The sequence below is a fragment of the Aeromonas sp. INTO2 genome (genome assembly GCF_049860605.1).
Lineage (GTDB): Bacteria > Pseudomonadota > Gammaproteobacteria > Enterobacterales > Aeromonadaceae > Aeromonas > Aeromonas caviae.
In genome coordinates this window covers 1,309,298-1,331,608 of record NZ_CP187588.1, presented here as the reverse complement: position 1 = coordinate 1,331,608, position 22,311 = coordinate 1,309,298, and the positions used below count along the sequence as shown (strand labels likewise).

Genomic DNA, 22,311 nt, shown 5'->3' with positions numbered 1-22,311 from the left:
GTCATCGACAGCACAAAGGCGCCAGTGGCGCCTTTGGAGAGTAAACGCCCCTCCCCGACCGGGAGGGTGCGACGTTGCCTTATTTCGGCTGACGGGGCTTCTTGGCCGCCGCCAGACGCTTGAGGCGCTGACCTTGCAGTTTCGCCTCGGCCATGGCCTGGGCGGCGGCATTGTCTTCACGCTGCGGGCGCTTGCCGAAGCGGCGGCGCTCCTGCAACTGCTTGATGAGGTCGTCACGGCTGCTCACCTCGTAACCCGGCACCATGATGCGGCGGATCTTCTGGCCGATGAGGGCCTCGATCTCCAGCAGGGTGCGCTCCTCCTCGCGACTGACGAAGGAGATGGCCATGCCGCTCTTGCCAGCGCGACCGGTTCGGCCGATACGGTGCACGTAATCTTCCGCGAGGAACGGCAGATCATAGTTGACCACGTATTCCAGGCTCGGAATGTCCAGGCCGCGGGCGGCCACCTCGGTGGCCACCAGCACCCGCAGCTTGCCTTCGGTGAATTCACGCAAGGCACGGCGACGGCTCCCCTGGGCCTTGTCACCGTGCACCACGGCAGACTTGATGCCGTCGAGGTTGAGCTCCTCCACCAGTTCATCGCAGCTCTCGCGGGTGCTGGCAAACACCAGCACCTGCTGCCAGTTCTGCTTGCCGATAAGCTCGGAGAGCAGCTCGCGTTTGCGCTTCTGTTCCACCGGATAGACGGTGTGGCTCACGGTGTCGGCAGTAGAGTTCTGCTTGTCGACGGCCACCACCTGGGGTTTGTCCAGCATGAGGTTGGCCAGCTTTTTCACCGCCTCGGAGAAGGTGGCGGAGAAGAGCAGGTTCTGGCGGGTCTTGTTGACCGCCTGCAGGATCTGCTGCACATCGGCGCTAAAGCCCATGTCGAGGATGCGATCCGCCTCGTCCAGCACCAGAGTCTCGACCCCGGAGAGGCTCAGGTTGCAGGCGGTGAGGTGCTCGAGCAGACGGCCAGGGGTGGCCACTATGATGTGTGCGCCCGCTTTGAGCTTCTTGGCCTGCACATCCTGTTTGCCGCCACCCACGATGGTGAGGGTAGTGATATCAAGATACTTGGCGAAATCGTTGATATTGCTCGCCACCTGGGCTGCCAGCTCGCGGGTCGGGGTCAGGATCAGCACGCGGGCATTGGAAGGCTGCACCGGCGCCGGGTTGTCTACCAGACGTTGCAGGATGGGCAACGCAAAGGCGGCTGTCTTGCCGGTACCGGTCTGGGCACTGGCCAGCACATCGCGACCACGGCGAATGGCCGGGATGGCCTGGCTCTGCACAGGGGTCATCTCCTGATAACCGCAATCTGAGATGGCGCGCAAAATCTCGGGGGCAAAATCGAACGATTCAAATCTCATGTTGGGTTCCTGTGTTCCAGCGGAGCTGTAGTTGGCGTGGGTGGCCTGGGCCGGCGTGTGGCCTGGCATCGGCGAGGCATGGAGCCAAGGACGGCTGGGTCTGACATCAGATCAGAAGATGAGCCGGAAAATGGCGGGCGCGAAGTGTAACAGATAGGCGACAGGAATGCCGCCTCAAATGGCCTGTATTTTTCCGGGGGCTGCGCCCGCCAGACGCGGCAGCAGGCGCAGCCCGGGCAGTGAGATCAGCGCACCCGCTTGCTCGGACGCTTGAGCAGCCGCATGCCGATGGCCGCCACCGCGATGACGAACAGCCCGAAAGAGGTGACAAGCAGGCACTTGGTCAGCAGCTCCTGATGATGGGCAAAGACCGGGGTCGCCATCACCATCTTGCCCACCATGCTCAATACCAGGGACCAGAGGAAGGCGCTGGCAAAACTCGCCACGGCCACCCGCAGCAGGTGCAGGCGGGAGACTCCCATCAACATGGGGGTCAACACTCTCACGAAGGGGATGAAACGGGACACGAACATGGCCCAGAAGCCGTAACGATCCAGCAGTCGGGAGGCCCTGGGCAGGCTCCCTTCCGGGATCATTCGCTCCACATGGCCCATGAAACGGGTGCCATGCAGTGCCTGCCCTTGCCAGTAGGCGAGCACGCTCCCTATCCCGGCCGCGAGCGGCAGATAGAGCAAGGTCACCTCGGGCCCCAGCACCCCCATGCCCACCAGACCGCCCGCCAGCAGCACCAGGCTGTCACCGGGCAGGGGCAGAAAGACGAAGCTCGATTCAAGGAAGAGGATCACCACCAGACAGGTGACGAGCAGACCGATTGCCTGCATTTGTATAAGCTGATCAAAATCCTGATGCCATATGGCAAGCAGCATGTCCTGCATCTGGTGTGACTCCCATCAACGTAATGCGCATTCGTCATGATGACCCGAAGGCCCCGTCTGGTAATCCATCCCTGCTACCACCCCAATGTTCGTATGGGAGGCCTCTTATACACCCGGGGAACTGAACAATAAATTAATGTCTGTGATTTCTGCCCAGCGGTTCACCCTTCTCGCGACCCCCTGCCCCCGCCAAAGCGAGGGCAGCTTGGCCCATCAGGCCAATGCGCACACCCCAAAACAGGACGGGTCGGCCCTTGCCAGGCTGCCAAGCCAGATGAAACCCGTTACAGTGTGAACATGCCCCGATGGACGGGGTACTCATGGAGCCAGGTATGGCAAGACAGCTCTCTTCTCACACACTTTCCTTGCTGGCGGTTATTGTCGGCGTCTCTGCCGGTCTTGTGACAAAGGCCCGCGCCAGCGACGAGAGCCTGGTTCAACAGCGCGCCAACGCCGTCGTCTCCCTGATGAGCTACGCCGTGGTGCCGGATATCACCGCCAGCAACCTGAATATCGGCAGCGGCACCAACGACACCTCTGCCCTCACCATCACCCAGCTCGGGGGTGGCGCTACCCTGAGCGAGGATGTTCCCCTCTATCTGGAGGGCACCCTGGGCTACAGCCGCTACGATCCCCAGTTCGTGTTCACCGATGGCAACGAGACCCGCACCATTCCCACCAAATGGAACAGCCTGAGCGCCACCGGCGGCATCGGCTGGGATGTCGGCGTCCACCGGGATCGCGTTGGTGGCAATCTGGTGCTGCGGCCCATCGCCAATGTCACCCTGGGCACGGTGGCCAGCGACCTTCGCATCGGGGCCGCCCTGCTCGAGCACAGGAGCGGCCAGAATCTGGACTTCCTCGACGGCGGCACCCTCAATGTCTATGGCCTCGGCGGCTCATTGATGCTGGACTATGAGCTCTTCTCCGCCGCCCAGGACATCGATGCCGAGCTGCGCTACTCCTACCAGCATCTGCAAAGCTTCACCGGCACCGCCGAGAGCGTCAGCGGTCAGGCCGATGCGGAAAACCTCGGGCTTTACCTGCGCCGCCGCGCCCCCCTGTGGGACTGGACCCTGCTGGACAGGCCCCTTCGCTACGTGCTGGAAGGAGCCAGAACCGAATACCTGGGGCAGCAACGGGGGCTGCTCGGCTTCAACAGCCTCAACTCCCTGGGACTTGGCCTCGAACTCGACAGCAGCAAGTACGACATCCTGGTGACCCGCACCCGGCTGGTGGCCCGCTATATGTTCAGCAACAGTACCAGCGGCTACTCCATCGGGCTGGCGATGAGTTTCTAGCGCCGCAAGGCGACATGAACCGTCCCCATCACCAAATCTCTGACTGAACGCACATTTGACTCAATTGCCACTGTCAGGCCCCACCTGTATCTCCTAGCATGGGGATACGGACGGTGGGTGAAGACGTGAAGCAGAACCACGCCGGGGATTGTGGTCAGGCTGACTGCCTACTGTTGAGCAGAGAACACATGACATTTCCAGGGACAGGGAGCTTGTTATGGCCAAATTTCTGAATACCAGCGCAACCAACTATTTCCTCGAAGAGCTGATAAAGGATGCCAAGGAGCGGTTAATCCTGATCAGCCCCTTTCTCAAACTCAATGACAGGATCAAGGAGCTGCTGACCGACAAGAACCGGCTCAAGATCGATGTGCGGATCGTCTATGGCAAGAGCGAACTCCAACCGGAAGAGATCAGCTGGCTCAAGGAGCTCACCTATATCCGCACCAGCTTTTGCAAAAATCTCCATGCCAAGTGCTACCTCAATGAGGAGATGTGCATTGTCACCAGCCTGAACCTCTACGAATTCAGCCAGGTGAACAACAACGAGATGGGGGTGTTGATCCGGCGGGCGGATGACAGTGAGCTGTACCGCGATGCCTACGATGAAGCCCAGCGCATTATTCGGGTGAGCGAGGAGGTGCGCATCACGTTGGAGCGCGTCGCAAGCGACAGTGACCCACAGGACAACGTGGCCGCTCATGCAGGTACAGCACCGGTTTGTCCAAAATGCGGCACAACCATGGTACTGAGGACCAGCAAACGGGGAGATACCAAGGGCAACAGCTTCTGGGGCTGCCCCGAATACCCCAAGTGTCGCAGCATCATCCCCATCGAGACCCATCCCTGACCGGGATCTGTGAAGGCTAAATCACATGGATATCACTGCTACCATAGCGCTGCTGCTGACTCAGCTCTGGTTTCTACTACCACTGCTGTTGATTGCCACCCTGCTCAAAACGGCCTGGTTCAAAGGGATGGTCGGGGAGTGGTTTATCAATCTCTGTATTCGGCTATTTCTCGACAAGCGGGAATATCGCCTGCTCAAGGACGTGACCCTGCCCACCCCCCAGGGCAGCACCCAGATCGATCACGTGATCGTCTCCCGCTTCGGGCTATTCGTGATTGAGACCAAGAACATGAAGGGCTGGATATTCGGCAACCCGACCCAGAAACGCTGGACCCAGCAGATCTATCGCCGCAGGCACCACTTTCAAAATCCGCTGCATCAGAACCACCTGCATATGATGACCCTCAAATCCCTGCTGGGGCTCTCAGACAACCAGCTTCACTCCATCATCTTCTTTATCGGCGACTGCACCTTCAAGACCCCTATGCCGCAGAGCGTTATGAACCGTGGGCTCATTCGCTACGTCAAGGGTATAACCACGCCGGTATTGGCCGAGAGCGAGGTCGCTCACGTTGTCGACACCATTCAACAAGGGCGACTTGCCGCCAACTGGCAGACTCACAGACAGCATGTGGCACAGCTCAAGGCCCGCCACGGGGAAGCCCCCACCAAGCCTGTGCCAGCCAGCGTGCCGAGCGCTCACCACCCTGCACCGCCAACGGCCATTTATCCGGCGAACCTCCAGAGCCCCATGTGCCCCAGGTGTGGCAACCCCATGGTGCTGCGCACTGCCGGTCGAGGTGACAACAAGGGAAAACCGTTCTGGGGATGCCGTGAATTCCCCACATGCAGGGGGACCAGAGCGCTGATGAAGTAGATGGGAAGGCTGAACGACTGAGGCATAAAACAAAGGCGGCCAATTGGCCGCCTTTGTTACTTCTGCAAATCAGCGGATCGTTGCCATCTTCTGCACGCAGCGCTGCTCGCGCTCATCCACCCGCTTGGCAAACCAGGCGGTGGTGAGGTTGCGGGTGATCTTGGGACTCTTTAGCTGGATACCGGGCAAGATGGCGCGGGGTTGCCGTGTCCCGGCCTGTTTGTCGGCCAGAGCGAAGACCCTGTGGTAGAGATCGCTTTTGGCAAAGTCGCTGCTGTCCCCGAGCTTCAGGCTCTGGTGAATGGCCTGCTTGCTCATGTTGACGCGGCTGGCGATGCTGTGGACCGCGAGTTCGGTCTTGCCGGGCAAATCCGAGTCGTAACGGATGAGATCCCCGTCCAGGGCCAGGGGCTTGCCACTCACCCGGCTTACCGCCGCCTGGAAGGCCGCATTGCGGCTCGCGTACCAGCCCGCATTGAAGTCGGCGAAGCGATAGAGGGTATCCGGGTAGTCGGCGGGATAGCCGAAGATGTGTTTGGTGCCAAACCAGATGCCGCCCCGACGAGTGAACACCTCGTGGCGAATGGACTCCTTCACGGGATAGGGGTAGCCACGGGCGTTGGCTTCGGCAAAGGCGACGCTCACCTGCATGGGGCCACCGGTGCGCACCGGGTTGAGGTTGCCAAAGAGCTGCTTGCCCATGGGGACGCTGCCTATCATGTCTTCGAAGATCTCGCTCATCTCCCGTTCGGTGCGAAGCTTGTCGATGCGCTCGGCATAGCTCTTGCCGGTGGGGGATTGGATGGAGAGGGCCGTGCGCACCATGAACTCGGGGATGAGCAGCTTGCCGGCCCGGGCATTGATCTCCTTCCAGGCAATCTTGTTGAGGTTGGGCACCACGGGGTCCGCCTGATAGGTCGCCTCCTGCTCCGCCACCGCCAGCACGCTGCAGACGTTGTGATCGCTCACCGTCAGCCCCTGGGTGGTGAGCGCCGTCACCACGTCATTGGCCCAGCCCGGCTTGTCCACCACGTTGCGCGGCAGGAAGCGCACGATACGGCTCTTCATGTCGGCCGGTTTTTGCGGCTGCATCGCCTTGGGAATGGGGCGCCCCGCCGGCGTCGCCGGGCTGGTCGGGGCGGGAGGCTCGCTGGCACAACCCGACAGCAGGGCAAGGGTAAGCAGTGACAACCAGCGCCAATGGGCATGAAACAAAGAGTAAGAGGGGATCATGAAGGCTTCCTGAAGAGCGGGACCTGCCCCTCATCGCGAATGAGAGGGCTCGAATGCATGGAGGCGGACATTGTAGGGAACAAGTCTGACAAGATGAAGGCGGATGAACCTGCTGGCCCGCTGGCTGCGGCATCCCCTGGCGCCATCACGCCAGCTCCACCCGGTTGCGTCCCAGGTGCTTGGCCTGATAGAGGGCGAGATCGGTACGCTGCAGCAGGGCATCCACCCCCTCCCCGCTCTGGCTGATACCCAGGGCAAGGCTCACGGTGAATCTTACCCCGTCACCTGAGACCAGCTCTTCGGTCGCGCACCTTATCTGCTCCGCCAGCGCACGGGCCTTGTCGCCCGTCATGCCGGGCAGCCAGATGGCAAACTCCTCTCCCCCAAGGCGTGCCACCACCCCATCCAATGGGCAGAGCTGGCGCAGCAGGGTGCTGAATTCACGAAGTACATTGTCGCCGATGGCGTGGCCATAGCGATCGTTGATCAGCTTGAAGTGATCGAGATCCAGCAGCAGGAGCGGCGTCCCCTCCTCTCCGTGCGCCTCCAGCACGGCGCGAAACGCCCGGCGATTGGAGAGCCCGGTCAGCTCGTCTGACATGGCAAGGGAGGAGAGTCGCATCTGGGTGCCATACATCTGCTGCACCATCAGCAGCACACCCCAGGCCGAGGCCAGCATGCCGATCGTGCGCAGGCTGTCTTCCACCGTGGAGAGCCACCAGGGCTGGAAATAGACCTCATCCATCAGATCGATGACGCCGGAAACGAGCCAGAGGGTCAGCCCGCCGGTGAGGGAGAGATAGGTTCTCAAGGTGATCTGGGCACACTGCACCACCCAGAACATGAACAGCAAGGTCAGCACGTTGAGCGCTTCGGCCAGAGCCCCGACGGTATAGAGGTTGTGCTCTGCCAGGGGATCAAAGCTGACCCCGGCCAGGATCCCCGTCAGCAGCAGACAGGGCAGGCTCACCAGCGCGAAACGACGGCAGGGAGGAAGCGAGAAGAACCGGGCGGGGTGAACGGATAACCTGAGGGGAGTCTTCATCATGTTTTGGGCTCCAAGCGCGCATGTCTTCTATCCCGAATGGCAGCCGTTGGCTGCCATCGCCAGCGAACCCCGACGGCATTCCTGGTGGCAAATCACTGATATTGTGGGCCGATTTTTCCATAAAAAACAATCCCCTCACCATATGGGTCAGGGGATTGTTGCAACGGGGACGGCGCGATCTGCCGTGAATCCGGGCGGGCGGCCCTTCCCTGCTCGCCCTCACGGCAAGCGGGCAGTGCCGCCTCAGGCGCTCTGGCGCAGGGCCTGATGCTGGGCGGCGCCGTTGATCACCGCCTGCAGGGAGGCGTTGACCACGTCGCGACCGACGGCAACGCCACACATCCGGGTGCCCTCGACGCTCAGCAGCACATAGGCGGCGGCGCGGGATTCGGTGCCGGCGGTGAGCGCATGCTCGGAGTAATCCAGCACATCGATGTGCATGCCGGTCTGACGCTGCCAGCCGTTGACCAGGGCGGTGATGGCTCCCTCCCCTTCACCGCACAATTGCAGGGTGCCGTGGGGGGTCTGCAACTCCAGGCGCAGGCTCTCCTGACTGTCATGACCGAGCTGGAAGCGCCCGATGCGATAGCCGTGGGCCGGCTCAAGATAGTGCTGCTCGAACAGGGTACGGATCTGCTCCGGGCTGATTTCGCTGCTGCTCGCCTCAGCCTCGGCCTGCACCCGGCGGCTGAAGTCGATTTGCAGCCAGCGCGGCAGTTGCAGACCGAGGTCACGCTCCAGCAGATAGGTCACCCCTCCCTTGCCGGACTGGCTGTTGATGCGGATCACCGCCTCGTAGCTGCGACCAAGATCGGCAGGGTCGATGGGCAGGTAAGCCACGTCCCAGTAGTGATCCGGTTTTTCTGCCGCGAGAGACTTGCGGATGGCGTCCTGGTGGCTGCCGGAAAACGCCGTGTAGACCAGCTCGCCGGCATAGGGGTGGCGCGGGTGCAGGGCAATCTGGGTGCAGGCCCCCACGGTGGCGACGATGGCATCCATGTCGGACAGGTCCAGCTCGGGGTCAATCCCCTGGCTGTAGAGGTTCATGGCCATGGTGACGATGTCCATGTTGCCGGTACGCTCCCCGTTGCCGAGCAGGGTGCCCTCGATGCGATCCGCCCCCGCCAGCACCGCCAGCTCGGCGGCGGCCACCCCGCAGCCTCTGTCGTTGTGGGTGTGGATGGAGATGCTCACCTCGGATCGCGCCTTCAAATTGCGGCAGAACCACTCCACCTGATCCGCAAACACGTTGGGGGTGCTCACCTCCACCGTGGCGGGGAGGTTCAGGATCATCGGGCGGGCAGCGGCGCGCCACTCGTCGATGACGGCGTCACACACCTCGACGGCGAACTCCACCTCGGTGCTGCTGAAACTCTCCGGGGAATACTGGAAACTCCACTCGGTGCCCGGATTGCGGGCCGCATACTCCCGCACCCAGCGCGCCCCCTGCACGGCGATGGCCTTGACCCCGTCCTTGCCTGAGTTGAACACATAGTTGCGCTGGGTCGGGTTGACCGAGTTGTAGACGTGAACGATGGCCCGCTTCGCCCCCTTGAGCGCCTCGAAGGTGCGGGCGATCAGATCTTCGCGCGCCTGCACCAGCACCTGGATGGTGACGTCATCGGGGATGAGGTTGCGCTCGATGAGTTCGCGCACAAAATCGAAGTCGGGCTGGGAGGCCGCCGGGAAGCCCACCTCGATGTGCTTGAAACCGATATGGGTCATCAGCGCCCACATTTGCAGCTTCTGGGCCACCGTCATGGGCTCGACCAGCGCCTGGTTGCCATCGCGCAGGTCCACGGCGCACCAGAGCGGTGCCCGCTCCAGTACCCGGTTGGGCCACTGGCGATCCGCCAGGTTGATCACGGGGGCACGGCGGTATTTGCGATGATCGAAGCTCATATTCAGATTCCCTTGACGGATGGGCGAGGCGCCGGACGACCGGGCCGACAGGCGGGTGGGGCAAGGAGGGGAAGCGGGTTGGTGCGGTAACACCGTCCCTGACGAGTCGCGCGGCGGTAACCCCGCGACCGGTTTTCCTGCGGCCCCCGTCGGTCACCGGGGCCGGCCACGGCAGCCGGATCGGGCTGCGGGCGCTGATCCTCTCGCACGCCACCTTTCGGTGTGTCGGCGCAGACGACCTTGTTTGTATGAGCACCCAGTATAGGGAGGTCGTGGGGGCGAGAGATTGCGAAGATTGCACCATTTCATGTCAATTAAGCAATATGGATGCAGTTTATGTCCAATAACGGGGTGAGTCTCACCACTCCTGATGGATTATTCGCCATCTCACCCATCTTCCTTGAAGGCGTTTCCCCGGAAGTGGCAGGGCGCAGGCAATAAAAAACCCCGCCATTGCTGGCGGGGTTTGCGTGCATCGAGCGGGCAGCGTGCTGCCGGTGCTCTTAGCGGTTGTTCACCTTCTCGTGCAGCTCCTGCACCGAGTTCACATTGGCGGTGGCATCGACACTGATGGCCATGCAGGTGGCGAAGGCCGCGTGCAGCGTGGTGGTGTAGGCCACCTTGTGCTGCAGGGCGCCACGGCGCAGCTGCTTGGAGTCCTCGATGGCCTGACGACCCTCGGCGGTGTTGACGATATAGGTGTACTCGCCATTCTTGATGCGATCCAGAATGTGCGGACGACCCTCGTGCACCTTGTTCACCAGACGCGGGTTGATGCTCGCCTCGCCCAAGGTCACGGCGGTGCCGTGGGTGGCGTCGAGGTCATAACCCAGCTCCATCAGCTTGGCGGCCAGGTTGACCACCCGCTCCTTGTCGCCGTGGCGAACGGACAAGAGGGCGCGACCTTCGCTCGGAACCTGGTGACCGGCACCCAGCTGCGCCTTGGCATAGGCCTCGGCGAAGCTGCTGCCCACCCCCATGACTTCACCGGTGGAGCGCATTTCCGGCCCCAGCAGCGGGTCCACACCCGGGAACTTGGCGAACGGCAGTACCACTTCCTTCACCGAGTAGTAGGGCGGGATGATCTCGGTGGTGAAGCCCTGTTCTTTCAGGCTCTGACCGGCCATGACGCGGGCGGCAATCTTCGCCAGCGGAGCGCCGGTGGCCTTGGAGACGAAGGGCACGGTACGGGCGGCACGGGGGTTCACCTCGATGAGGTAGATCTCGTTGTCTTTCACCGCGAACTGCACGTTCATCAAGCCCACCACACCGAGTTCCAGCGCCAGCTTGCGTACCTGCTCGCGCATCTCGTCCTGGATGGCCTTGGACAGGGTGTAGGGCGGCAGGGAGCAGGCGGAGTCACCGGAGTGGATGCCGGCCTGTTCGATGTGCTCCATGATGCCGCCGATAACCACATCGGTACCGTCGCAGATGGCGTCCACGTCCACCTCGGTGGCGTCGTCCAGGAAGCGGTCCAGCAGCACAGGCGACTCGTTGGAGACGCTCACTGCCTCGGCGAAGTAGCGGCGCAGGTCCTGCTCGTCATAGACGATTTCCATGGCGCGGCCACCCAGCACGTAGGAGGGGCGAACCACCAGCGGGTAGGTGATGCGCGTGGCCAGTTGCACGGCCTGCTCCAGGGCGGTGACGGTGCCGTTTTCCGGCTGCTTGAGGCCGAGGCGCTCGACGGCGGACTGGAAGCGCTCGCGATCTTCCGCGCGGTCGATGGCATCCGGGCTGGTACCAATCACCGGCACGCCGTTCGCTTCCAATGCCCGCGCCAGTTTCAGCGGAGTCTGGCCGCCGTACTGGACGATGACGCCCTTGGGCTGCTCGACCCGCACGATTTCCAGCACGTCTTCCAGGGTGACCGGCTCGAAGTAGAGACGGTCGGAGGTATCGTAGTCGGTGGAGACGGTTTCCGGGTTGCAGTTGACCATGATGGTCTCGTAACCGTCTTCGCGCAGGGCCAGGGCCGCGTGCACGCAGCAGTAGTCGAACTCGATGCCCTGACCGATACGGTTCGGGCCGCCACCGATGACCATGATCTTGTCGCGGTTGGTGGGGTTGGCCTCGCACTCCTCGTCGTAGCTGGAGTACATGTAGGCGGTGTTGGTAGCGAACTCGGCCGCGCAGGTATCGACCCGCTTGTAGACCGGGAAGATGTTGTGGCGGGCACGCAATTTACGCACTTCACCTTCGGCCACGCCGAGGATCTTGGCCAGACGGGCGTCGGCAAAGCCTTTGCGCTTGAGGGCGCGCAGGAAGTCGGCGTCAAGACCGGCCATGCCGCGCTCTTTCACCTGCTCTTCCAGTTTCACCAACTCTTCAATCTGCACCAGGAACCAGGGGTCAATCTTGGTCAGCTTGAACACGCCGTCCATGGAGAGGCCGGCGCGGAAGGCGTCGGCGATGTAGAAGATGCGCTCGGCACCAGCATCCTGCAGCTCGTGACGGATGCGGGTCAGGGAGTCGGGGGCGTTCAGGTCAACCATGGGGTCGAAGCCGGTCTTGCCGGTCTCGAGGCCACGCAGGGCCTTGTGCAGGGACTCCTGGAAGTTGCGGCCAATGGCCATCACTTCACCCACGGACTTCATCTGGGTGGTCAGACGGTCGTTGGCACCGGCGAACTTCTCGAAGTTGAAGCGCGGCACCTTGGTCACCACGTAGTCGATGGCCGGCTCGAAGGAGGCCGGGGTACGACCACCGGTGATGTCGTTCATCAGCTCGTCCAGGGTGTAACCGATGGCGAGCTTGGCGGCGATCTTGGCGATGGGGAAGCCGGTCGCCTTGGAGGCCAGTGCAGAGGAGCGCGACACCCGCGGGTTCATCTCGATGATGACCATGCGGCCGTCTTTGGGGTTGATGCCGAACTGGACGTTGGAGCCGCCGGTCTCGACGCCGATCTCGCGCAGCACCGCCATGGAGGCGTTGCGCATGATCTGGTACTCCTTGTCGGTCAGCGTCTGGGCTGGCGCGACCGTGATGGAGTCACCGGTGTGGATGCCCATGGGGTCGAAGTTTTCGATGGCGCAGACGATGATGCAGTTGTCGTTGCGATCCCGCACCACTTCCATCTCGTACTCTTTCCAGCCGATGAGCGACTCGTCGATGAGCAGCTCCTTGGTCGGGGAGAGATCCAGACCGCGCTCGCAGATCTCCACGAACTCTTCGGTGTTGTAGGCGATGCCGCCGCCCGAGCCACCCATGGTAAAGGAGGGACGGATGATGCAGGGGAAGCCGACCATCTGCTGCACGCCCCAGGCCTCTTCCATGTTGTGGGCGATGCCGGCACGGGGGCACTCGAGACCGATGCTGCGCATGGCCTTGTCAAAGCGGGAGCGATCTTCGGCCTTGTCGATGGCGTCGGCGGTGGCGCCGATCATCTCGACACCGAACTCCTTGAGCACGCCATGCTGCTCCAGCGCCAGGGCGCAGTTCAGCGCAGTCTGACCACCCATGGTGGGCAAGATGGCGTCCGGGCGCTCTCTCTTGATGATCTCGCGCACCACTTCCCAGGTGATGGGCTCGATGTAGGTGGCGTCGGCCATCTCCGGGTCGGTCATGATGGTGGCCGGGTTGGAGTTCACCAGGATGACGCGGTAGCCCTCTTCTTTCAGGGCCTTGCACGCCTGGGCGCCGGAGTAGTCGAATTCGCAGGCCTGGCCGATGACGATGGGGCCGGCGCCGAGGATCAGGATGCTCTGTAGGTCGTTACGTTTTGGCATGGCTCTCTTTATCCTCTTAGGCGCGATACTGCTTAATCAATTCAATAAAGTGGTCGAACAGACCGGCACAATCGTGCGGGCCCGGGCTCGCTTCGGGGTGACCCTGGAAGCTGAAGGCCGGACGGTCGGTGCGATGGATGCCCTGGAGCGACCCATCGAACAGGGAGACGTGGGTGGCACGCAGGCACTCGGGCAGGGTCTGCTCGTCCACCGCAAAGCCGTGGTTCTGGGCGGTGATCATCACGGTGTTGTCGTCCAGGCTCTTCACCGGGTGGTTGGCACCGTGGTGGCCGAACTTCATCTTGATGGTCTTGGCGCCGGAGGCCAGGCCCAGCAACTGGTGGCCCAGGCAGATACCGAACACAGGGGTGTTGGTATTGAGGAAAGCCTTGATAGCTTCGATGGCGTAGTCGCACGGCTCGGGGTCGCCGGGGCCGTTGGAGAGGAAGATGCCATCCGGGTTCATCGCCAGTACCTCGGCGGCCGGGGTCTTGGCCGGCACCACGGTCAGGCGGCAGCCACGGTCCACCAGCATGCGCAGGATGTTGCGCTTCACGCCGAAGTCGTAGGCCACCACGTGGTATTTCAGCTCATCGGCCGCCGGGGTGACGTGACCCTTGCCGAGCTGCCAGCTGCCTTCAGTCCAGCTGTAGGATTCGCTCACGGTCACTTCCTTGGCCAGGTCCATCCCCTTCAAACCGGGGAAGGCGCGGGCCTGTTCGAGGGCATGGGCTTCATCGAGCTGCTTGCCGGCCAGGATGCAACCGGCCTGGGCGCCTTTTTCACGCAGGATGCGGGTCAGCTTGCGGGTGTCGATGTCGGCGATGCCAACGATGTTGTGAGACTTGAGGTAATCGGAGAGGGATTGCTGATTGCGGAAGTTGGAGGCCAGTATCGGAAGGTCCCGGATGATGAGGCCCTGAGCATGGACCTGACTGGACTCTTCATCTTCGCTGTTGGTGCCGGTGTTGCCTATATGGGGGTAAGTGAGGGTAACGATCTGACGGGAATAGGAGGGATCTGTGAGGATTTCCTGATAACCCGTCATCGACGTGTTGAAAACCACTTCACCAACGGAACATCCCTCGGCGCCTATCGACACGCCTTTGAACACAGTTCCATCTTCCAGCACTAGCAATGCAGTGTGATTCAAGACAACCTCCAGTTATTTAGCTTTAAATTCAGCAATTTACCTGGGTGTTGCGGGCTCGGTTCCGGTCTTTGACAGGACTCGAACCCGGCAGATTTCTGGCAAATTGGGCGCATTCTACTTAAAAACGATCTCATTTCAACGTCTTTTCTCGTTTGAAATGCATCTAAATTCAATAAACAAGCAACATTACCCATTATCTATGCACTCGGTTGCTTTGCAACCCCCTCTTCAAAAAGAAAAGCCAAACACAGACCACAAAGCGGCACCCGATGCCATGCAACGTACAAAAATCCAAATTTACCACTTAATAAACAGCAAGATAGAAAATCAAAAAACAAACAACACAACAACAAAAACACCATTTGAAGCCAGAAAAATGAACCACAAGAATGGAAAACGTTTTTCTTGGATTGCATTTTTAGTCTGTTTCACATCAGGGCAAAATGCCCCCCGCAGGAGAATATTGAGACCCAGACCCGTTACCCCTTGATGACATTTTTGTCGCAAGAGGGTGGCAGGCTTGTAAGAATGGCAGGATTTAGCGAGGTTCACTCAAAAAGTGATGATTAAGGCTTATTTCTACAAAAAAGTGACAAAAAACCCCGGCGGACCGGGGTTTGGCAACCAGTACGGGAGTCTGCACTCCCCCTGAAGACGGTTTATTTCAGACCGAGCACATCCTGCATGTCATAGAGACCAGCCCCTTGCTGGCCGAGCCACTTGCCCGCCCGCACTGCACCGTTGGCGAAGGTCAGACGGCTGGAGGCCTTGTGGCTGATCTCGACCCGCTCGCCGATGTCGGCGAACATGACGGTGTGCTCCCCCACCAGATCGCCGGCGCGGATGGTGGCAAAGCCGATGGTGTTGCGATCCCGCTCACCGGTGATCCCCTCACGGCCATAGACGGCGCACTCTTTGAGATCCCGGCCCAGGGTTTTCGCCACCACTTCCCCCATGGAGAGCGCGGTGCCGGACGGTGCATCCACCTTGTGTCTGTGGTGCCCCTCGATGATCTCGATGTCGGTGTACTCCCCCATCACCCTGGCCGCCTGCTCCAACAGCTTGAACACCAGGTTGACCCCGACCGAGTAGTTGGAGGCGAAGACGATGCCGATCTGCTTGCCCGCCTCGTGCAGGGCCGCCTTGCCCGCCTCGTCAAAGCCGGTGGTGCCGATAACCATCTGCTTGCCATGCGCCAGTGCAAAGGCGAGGTTCGCCAGAGTCACCTCGGGGCGGGTGAAGTCGATGATGAGATCGAACTCGTCCTTCACCTTCTCCAGACTGTCGCTGATGATGACGCCAAGGCGCCCCAGGCCGTTGAGTTCACCCGCATCCAGACCGATCACGGCAGAGCCCGGTCGTTCCAGCGCCGCTCCCACCACCACGCCCTCGGCGTTGGCGATAGCCTCCAGCAGCACCTTGCCCATACGACCATTACAGCCCATCACGGCCACACGGATCGGATTGTCCATCTCCACCCTCTCATCTCTTTATTATGGAAAGAGACCGTTTTACCAGCCCGCGTCCCCTTTGAAAAGCCCGATCTGGCCCGCCAAACCACCCCGACATTTAAACGATAAATTCAATAAAAACAGAATAAATAACGGAATAACCAGACAAGTCAGAATCACGAAGCAAAAAGCCCTATCCATCTGGACGGCTATCTTGACCCGGGCGGGCCGACTCACTACTGTTGGCCCCCCATGGTGGCAGGATGCCCGCCCTGTGCCCGCCCCGGAGGCGCCACAGGCAACGACAGGAGGTCATTGTTCAAGTTTCGAGGAACACATGATCCAGACCCAACCCCGTGCCAGAGCCCTGCTGCCCCTTCTGGTCTTTCTTGCCCTCTTCATCGGAACCGGTACCTGGCTGACCCTGCAGGGGGTCGAGTTTGCCTTCTACCAGCTCCCCGCCCCCGTTGCCGCCCTGCCTGCCGTCATGCTGGCCCTGCTGATGGGACGCGAGGGGTTCAACAAGAACCTCGAGACCTTCTTCAAGGGGGTGGGCGAGAGCAACATCATGGCCATGTGCCTCATCTATTTGCTGGCGGGCGCCTTCGCCACCGTGGCCAAGGCCACCGGAGGGGTGGATGCCACGGTCGCCCTCGGCCTCTCCCTCATTCCGGGCTGGTGCCTGCTGCCGGGGCTCTTCCTCATCTCTGCCTTCATTGCCACCGCCATGGGTACCTCCATGGGCACCATCGGCGCCGTGGCACCGGTGGCGCTGGGCGTCGCCCAGGCCGCCGGCATCGATCCGATGCTGATGGCGGGGACCATCCTCTCCGGCGCCATGTTCGGGGACAACCTCTCCATCATCTCAGACACCACCATCGCTGCCACCCGCAGCCAGGGCTGCGAGATGAAGGACAAGTTTCGCGAGAACATCAAGATTGCCGCCCCCGCCGCCGTGCTGGTGATCCTGCTCTATCTGGTGCTGGGCTCCACCGGTGAAGCGCCGGCCCCCACCGCCGAGGCGGACTTGCTCAAGGTCACCCCCTATCTGCTGATCCTGGTGCTGGCCCTCTCTGGCATGAACGTCTTCATGGTACTGGGGCTCGGCATCCTGGCGGCCGGTGGCGTGGGGCTGCTTGGCAGCTACTCCCTCGGCCAGTTCAGCAAGGACATTTACCAGGGCTTTACCAGCATGCAGGAGATCTTCCTGCTCTCCATGCTCATCGGCGGTCTGGGTGCCCTGATGGAACGCCAAGGGGGGCTCGCATGGATAAGTGAGCGCATCGCCGCCCTGATTGCCCGCTTCACCCGCCACCACGATGGCGAGCAGAACGAGAAGGCGGCCGAGCTCGGCATCGCCGGTGTGGTGAGCCTCACCAACCTGTGCACCGCCAACAACACCGTGGCCATCATAGTCGCGAGCAAGGTGGCCAGGGATCTGGCGGACCATCACGGGGTCACCCCGCGCCGCGCCGCCTCCATGCTGGACATCTTCTCCTGCGTGGTACAGGGGCTGATTCCCTGGGGCGCCCAGGCGCTGCTGCTGGGTTCCATCTTCGCCCTCTCGCCGATCCTGGTCGTGAGCATGAGCTTCTACCCCATGGCGCTGGCCCTGGCCGCCATCGTGGCCGTCTTCCTCAAGCACCAGATGGGCGCAGTGGCTCCCGCCCCCCACCGTTCCTGACGCCCGACCTCAGGGGCCGCCCGGCTGGCGGCCCCGCCATCGGCTTTTCATCCCGTCGGCCCCTTGCTAAGGTAGCGCCAGCCCACCTTTGCCCAGGAGTCCCCATGCCGGATACCCAACCCGAACGCCAGAACCTGCGCCAGCTCATTCGCCAGCGCAGAAAAAGCCTGAGCCAGGCCGAGCAGCAGGCGGCGGCCCAACAGCTGGTCGAACGCTTCCAGGAACACCCCGGCATCCTCGCGGCCAGGCGCATCGCCCTCTATCTGGCCAACGACGGGGAGCTCGATCCCCTGCCCGCCATCCACTGGCTGTGGGCCCGGCAAAAGGAGGTCTACCTGCCGGTGCTGCACCCCTTCACCCCGGGTCACCTGCTCTTCTTGCGCTACACCGCCACCACCCCCATGACCCGCAACCGCTACGGCATCGCCGAGCCCGAGCTCGACGTGCAGCAGGTGCTGCCCCACAGCATGCTGGACATCATCTGCACCCCGCTGGTGGCCTTCGATGAGGCTGGCAACCGCCTCGGCATGGGGGGCGGCTACTACGATCGCACCCTCGCCTGCTGGCACGAGCACCAGCTCGGCCCAAGACCCCTAGGGCTCGCCCACGACTGCCAGCAGGTGGATGCCGTCCCCCGGGAGCAGTGGGACGTGCCGCTCCCCCAGATCATCACCCCCAGCCGCAGCTGGCACTTTGCCTGATCAGGTGGGGGCGCCCCCTTCGGTTCAATAAACAGGAAAACGATTTACATCTTGGGGATTTTTGCGCCGGAAAGTGAGCACCATGGTCGCTCTGGGGGGGATGCTTGGATATAATGCGCCCGCTTTTTCCATAAGGATCCATCATGACTCAAGATGAAATGAAGAAGGCGGCCGGTTGGGCTGCGCTCAAATACGTGGTACCCGGCACCATCGTCGGGGTGGGCACCGGCTCTACCGTCAATCACTTCATCGACGCACTGGCGACCATGAAAGACCAGATCAAGGGCGCGGTGTCGAGCTCCATCGCCTCCACCGAGCGCCTCAAGGGTCTCGGCATCCCGGTGTTTGACCTCAACGACATCGATGCCCTCTCCGTCTACGTGGATGGCGCCGACGAGATCAACGCCAGCCGCGACATGATCAAGGGGGGCGGCGCCGCCTTGACCCGCGAGAAGATCGTCGCCGCCGTGGCCGACCAGTTCATCTGCATCATCGACAATACCAAGACCGTCGATGTGCTGGGCACCTTCCCCCTTCCGGTGGAAGTGATCCCCATGGCCCGCGAATACGTGGCCCGCGAGATCCGCGCCCTTGGCGGCAACCCGGTGTGGCGTGAAGGGGTGGTGACCGACAACGGCAACATCATCCTGGACGTCAAGGGCATGGCCATCACCGATGCCAAGGCTCTGGAAACCCGCCTCAACAGCATCGTGGGCGTGGTCACCAACGGCCTGTTCGCCCACCGTGGCGCCGACGTTGTGCTGATCGGCACCCCCGAGGGTGTGATCACCAACTAAGGCCCGCTCCCCGGACCTCTCCCTCCGGGCAAGCCCCCGCCCCGGTCAGTCAATCTGACTGCCCCAAATGGACAACGGCGCCTCATGGCGCCGTTTCTGGTTATCCCTCAATGGCTTGTAGCAGCACATCTGCAACAATCGTTGATAACTTCAAAGAATTTGACTTTCGTCACAAATATTCCCTCTCCCAAACGTTTTTGCTACTTTACGGTTTTCTTCACACTGCAAGCCTGAACGCATTTTTCAAAACAATAGAGGGAACGTCATGACAGCCAAGTTTTCGCTGGACAAGGATAAGATCAAGGTACTGCTGCTGGAGGGAGTCCATCCCAACACGGTGGAGACCTTTCGGGCAGCCGGCTACACCAATGTGGAATATCTGAAGACGTCCCTGTCGGAAGAGGAGTTGATCGAGCGCATTCGTGACGTGCATTTCGTGGGCCTGCGTTCACGCACCCAGATCACCGAGAAGGTGCTGGATGCCGCCACCAAGCTGGTGGCCATCGGCTGCTTCTGCATCGGCACCAACCAGGTCTCCCTCGACGCCGCCCACGTGCGCGGCATCCCCGTCTTCAACGCCCCCTTCTCCAACACCCGCTCCGTGGCCGAACTGGTACTGGGGGAGATCCTGCTGCTGCTGCGCGGCATTCCCGAGAAGAATGCCAAGTGCCATCGCGGCGTCTGGGAGAAGCTGGCCAACCGCAGCGTCGAAGCCCGCGGCAAGAAGCTCGGCATCATCGGCTACGGCCACATCGGCACCCAGCTTGGCATCATCGCCGAGATGATCGGCATGAAAGTCTACTACTACGACATCGAGAACAAACTCTCCCTTGGCAACGCAATCCAGGTGCCGAACCTGGTGGAGCTGCTCAACATGTCTGACGTCATCAGCCTGCACGTACCGGAAACCGCCTCCACCAAGGATCTCATCGGTGCAGAGCAACTGCGCATGATGAAACCGGGCGCCATCTTCATCAACGCCTCCCGCGGTACCGTGGTGGACATCGACGCCCTGGCCGACGTCATCAAGAGCGGCCACCTCTCCGGCGCCGCCATCGACGTCTTCCCGGTGGAGCCCAAGTCCAACGACGAGGAGTTCCTCACCCCCCTGCGCGGCCTGGACAACGTGATCCTGACCCCCCACATCGGCGGCTCCACCCAGGAAGCCCAGGAGAACATCGGTCTGGAAGTAGCCAACAAGCTGGTCAAATACTCCGACAACGGCTCCACCCTCTCCGCGGTCAACTTCCCGGAAGTCTCCCTGCCCGGCCACAAGGGCTCCAGCCGCCTGCTGCACATTCACCGCAACCAGCCCGGCGTGATGAACCAGATCAACCAGATCTTCGCCGACGAGGGGATCAACATCGCCGGTCAGTACCTGCAGACCAGCAGCGAGATCGGTTACGTGGTCATCGACGTCGAAACCGAGCACAGCGAGAAGGCCCTGGCCCGTCTCAAAGAGATCAATGGCACCATACGTGCCCGGATCCTGCACTGATAAGCCCTTATCTGCGCAGTAAAAAGCCCGTCGTGATGACGGGCTTTTTTATGTCAGAAGAAAGCTTGCTCTCGCAACCTACCACCAGCCCAGCAGGTTGCGGCCCACCAGGGCGCCCCACACCAGGGCGTTCAAGGTCAGGGCGATGAAGACGGCGGCGGAGCCCAGATCCTTGGCGCGGCCCGAGAGTTCGTGATGCTCGGAGCCGATGCGATCCACCACCGCCTCCACGGCAGAGTTGAGCACCTCGACGATCACCACCAGCCAGCTGATACAGACGAGCAGCAGGATCTCGTTGAGGGAGTCACCTATCCAGAATGCCAGCGGCATCAGCAGCAGGATGAGCAGCAGCTCCTGGCGGAAGGCGGCCTCGTTGATCCAGGCCGATTTGAGACCTTTCATGCTGTAACCGGTTGCGTTGATGATGCGGGTGATCCCGGTCGCGCCTGGCTTTGCCACGATAACTACCTCATTTGAAATGGCTTTTGGGTTCACATCCTATCAGAGCCGCCCAAGGTTTCCATCGGGTGACTTTTGCTTTATTTTATTCCCTTGCATTTTGGCATCCCGCCCACCTTATCCACTCGAGAATTGAGTCGTATGTCCATTCACACCGATGAATTGCGCACCCGTCGCCTGGAGGCCCTGATCACCCCAAGCGAGCTGGCGCACGCCTTCCCGTTAACCGACACCATCGCCCAGAACCTGCTGGATGCCCGCCGCCAAGTGGAAGCCATTCTGTCCGGTGAAGATCAACGCCTGCTGGTCATCGTCGGCCCCTGCTCCATCCACGACCCCGCCGCCGCCCACGAATACGCCCTGCGTCTGAACACCCTGCGGGAAGAGTACAAAGAGAGCCTGTGCATCGTGATGCGCACCTACTTCGAGAAGCCGCGCACCATCGTCGGCTGGAAGGGGCTCATCAATGATCCGCGCCTGGACGGCAGTTTCGACGTCAATGAAGGGCTCAAACTGGCCCGCAAACTGCTGGTGGACATCAACGAGACCGGCATGCCCACCGCCACCGAGTTCCTGGACATGGTGACCGGCCAGTACATCAGCGATCTCATCACCTGGGGCGCCATCGGCGCGCGCACCACCGAGTCCCAGGTTCACCGGGAGATGGCCTCCGCCCTCTCCTGCCCGGTGGGGTTCAAGAACGGCACCGACGGCAACACCCGCATTGCCATCGATGCGGTGCGCGCCGCCCGTCACAGCCACATCTTCTACTCCCCGGACAAGGACGGCAAGATGACCATCTACCGCACCGCCGGCAACCCCTACGGCCACGTGATCCTGCGCGGCGGCCACCGTCCCAACTACGACACTGCCAGCATCGACGAGGCGTGCGAGGCTCTGGCCCAGGTGGGCCTGCCGGAGCGCCTGGTGGTGGACTTCAGCCACGGCAACAGCATGAAGGATCACCGCCGCCAACTGCTGGTGGCCCAGGATATCTGCGATCAGCTGCGCCGCGGCCGCACCGGCATCGCCGGCATCATGGCCGAGAGCTTCCTGGTGGAAGGGCGTCAGGACGTGGAGAACGGCTGTGCCGCCACCTTCGGCCAGAGCATCACCGATGCCTGTCTGTCGTGGAGTGACACCGAAACCCTGCTGGCCATGCTGGCAGAAGCCGCCCAGGTGCGGCTGGAGAAAACCCGCCAGGGTTAACGGCTGCGCCATCATCCTTCGGCCAGAGCATCACGGATGCCTGCCTGTCATGGGAAGACACCGAGACCCTGCTCGCCATGCTGGCCGAAGCGGCCAAGGTCCGTCTGGACAAGCTGGGCTGAACAGCGAATATAAAGCAAAGGGGCCAG

The 22,311-nt window shown here is 61.7% G+C and carries 17 protein-coding genes; 8 read left to right on the top strand and 9 right to left on the bottom strand.

Annotated elements, in window-relative coordinates:
* Positions 1-79: 79 nt before the first annotated feature.
* Both ACPW74_RS06380 and ACPW74_RS06375 read right to left on the bottom strand, forming a co-directional pair.
* Positions 80-1,375 (bottom strand): DEAD/DEAH box helicase, encoded by a 1,296-nt coding sequence (locus tag ACPW74_RS06380; protein WP_010675179.1) that lies wholly within the window; start codon positions 1,373-1,375, stop codon positions 80-82.
* Between the two features lie 245 nt (positions 1,376-1,620).
* A complete protein-coding gene (locus tag ACPW74_RS06375; RefSeq protein ID WP_010675180.1) occupies positions 1,621-2,271 on the bottom strand; it encodes a DedA family protein in 651 nt (216 codons plus the stop codon).
* 332 nt (positions 2,272-2,603) lie between these two features.
* On the opposite strand from ACPW74_RS06375, the gene ACPW74_RS06370 reads away from it, so the two are divergent.
* The 3 genes from ACPW74_RS06370 (at position 2,604) to ACPW74_RS06360 (ending at position 5,299) form a co-directional block, all read left to right on the top strand.
* Positions 2,604-3,572 carry an autotransporter domain-containing protein gene (locus ACPW74_RS06370; RefSeq protein ID WP_202007222.1) on the top strand — a complete coding sequence of 323 codons (969 nt, stop codon included), beginning with the start codon at positions 2,604-2,606 and terminating at the stop codon, positions 3,570-3,572.
* A gap of 217 nt (positions 3,573-3,789) precedes the next feature.
* Positions 3,790-4,422 carry a topoisomerase DNA-binding C4 zinc finger domain-containing protein gene (locus ACPW74_RS06365; protein WP_052816477.1) on the top strand — a complete coding sequence of 211 codons (633 nt, stop codon included), beginning with the start codon at positions 3,790-3,792 and terminating at the stop codon, positions 4,420-4,422.
* 25 nt (positions 4,423-4,447) lie between these two features.
* Positions 4,448-5,299: a nuclease-related domain-containing protein gene (locus ACPW74_RS06360; RefSeq protein ID WP_128271680.1), complete on the top strand. Its 852-nt coding sequence runs from the start codon at positions 4,448-4,450 to the stop codon at positions 5,297-5,299.
* 69 nt (positions 5,300-5,368) lie between these two features.
* Here ACPW74_RS06360 and ACPW74_RS06355 read toward each other — a convergent pair whose 3' ends face one another.
* The 6 genes from ACPW74_RS06355 to dapB form a co-directional block, all read right to left on the bottom strand.
* Positions 5,369-6,532, bottom strand: a complete 1,164-nt coding sequence (locus ACPW74_RS06355) for a DUF1615 domain-containing protein (RefSeq protein WP_164882116.1) — start codon at positions 6,530-6,532, stop codon at positions 5,369-5,371.
* 145 nt (positions 6,533-6,677) lie between these two features.
* The gene (locus ACPW74_RS06350; RefSeq protein WP_202007218.1) at positions 6,678-7,580 is read right to left on the bottom strand and encodes a GGDEF domain-containing protein; all 903 of its coding nucleotides are present in this window, start codon (positions 7,578-7,580) and stop codon (positions 6,678-6,680) included.
* Positions 7,581-7,823: 243 nt separating this feature from the next.
* Positions 7,824-9,482, bottom strand: a complete 1,659-nt coding sequence (leuA, locus tag ACPW74_RS06345; RefSeq protein WP_180911019.1) for a 2-isopropylmalate synthase — start codon at positions 9,480-9,482, stop codon at positions 7,824-7,826.
* Positions 9,483-9,985: 503 nt separating this feature from the next.
* Positions 9,986-13,210: a carbamoyl-phosphate synthase large subunit gene (gene carB, locus ACPW74_RS06340; RefSeq protein ID WP_202007216.1), complete on the bottom strand. Its 3,225-nt coding sequence runs from the start codon at positions 13,208-13,210 to the stop codon at positions 9,986-9,988.
* Between the two features lie 16 nt (positions 13,211-13,226).
* Entirely contained in the window at positions 13,227-14,363 is a 1,137-nt protein-coding gene (gene carA, locus ACPW74_RS06335) for a glutamine-hydrolyzing carbamoyl-phosphate synthase small subunit (protein WP_048207941.1), read from the bottom strand.
* 659 nt (positions 14,364-15,022) lie between these two features.
* On the bottom strand, positions 15,023-15,835 hold the full coding sequence (dapB, locus tag ACPW74_RS06330) for a 4-hydroxy-tetrahydrodipicolinate reductase (protein ID WP_010675190.1): 813 nt from the start codon (positions 15,833-15,835) through the stop codon (positions 15,023-15,025).
* A 316-nt stretch (positions 15,836-16,151) separates the two neighbouring features.
* Here dapB and ACPW74_RS06325 point away from each other — a divergent pair, with 316 nt between their 5' ends.
* The 4 genes from ACPW74_RS06325 (at position 16,152) to serA (ending at position 20,494) form a co-directional block, all read left to right on the top strand.
* On the top strand, positions 16,152-17,498 hold the full coding sequence (locus tag ACPW74_RS06325; protein ID WP_201985100.1) for a Na+/H+ antiporter NhaC family protein: 1,347 nt from the start codon (positions 16,152-16,154) through the stop codon (positions 17,496-17,498).
* A 104-nt stretch (positions 17,499-17,602) separates the two neighbouring features.
* Complete coding sequence (locus ACPW74_RS06320; protein ID WP_039040382.1) at positions 17,603-18,199, top strand: 5-formyltetrahydrofolate cyclo-ligase; 597 nt, start codon at positions 17,603-17,605, stop codon at positions 18,197-18,199.
* 143 nt (positions 18,200-18,342) lie between these two features.
* On the top strand, positions 18,343-18,996 hold the full coding sequence (rpiA, locus tag ACPW74_RS06315; protein ID WP_039040383.1) for a ribose-5-phosphate isomerase RpiA: 654 nt from the start codon (positions 18,343-18,345) through the stop codon (positions 18,994-18,996).
* Positions 18,997-19,261: 265 nt separating this feature from the next.
* Positions 19,262-20,494 (top strand): phosphoglycerate dehydrogenase, encoded by a 1,233-nt coding sequence (gene serA, locus ACPW74_RS06310; RefSeq protein WP_039040384.1) that lies wholly within the window; start codon positions 19,262-19,264, stop codon positions 20,492-20,494.
* 78 nt (positions 20,495-20,572) lie between these two features.
* Here the strand turns inward: serA and ACPW74_RS06305 are convergent, their stop codons facing one another.
* Positions 20,573-20,953 (bottom strand): diacylglycerol kinase, encoded by a 381-nt coding sequence (locus tag ACPW74_RS06305; protein ID WP_109112397.1) that lies wholly within the window; start codon positions 20,951-20,953, stop codon positions 20,573-20,575.
* 141 nt (positions 20,954-21,094) lie between these two features.
* Between ACPW74_RS06305 and ACPW74_RS06300 the strand changes: the two genes are divergently transcribed.
* Positions 21,095-22,162 (top strand): 3-deoxy-7-phosphoheptulonate synthase, encoded by a 1,068-nt coding sequence (locus ACPW74_RS06300; RefSeq protein ID WP_041213104.1) that lies wholly within the window; start codon positions 21,095-21,097, stop codon positions 22,160-22,162.
* Positions 22,163-22,311 lie beyond the last annotated feature (149 nt).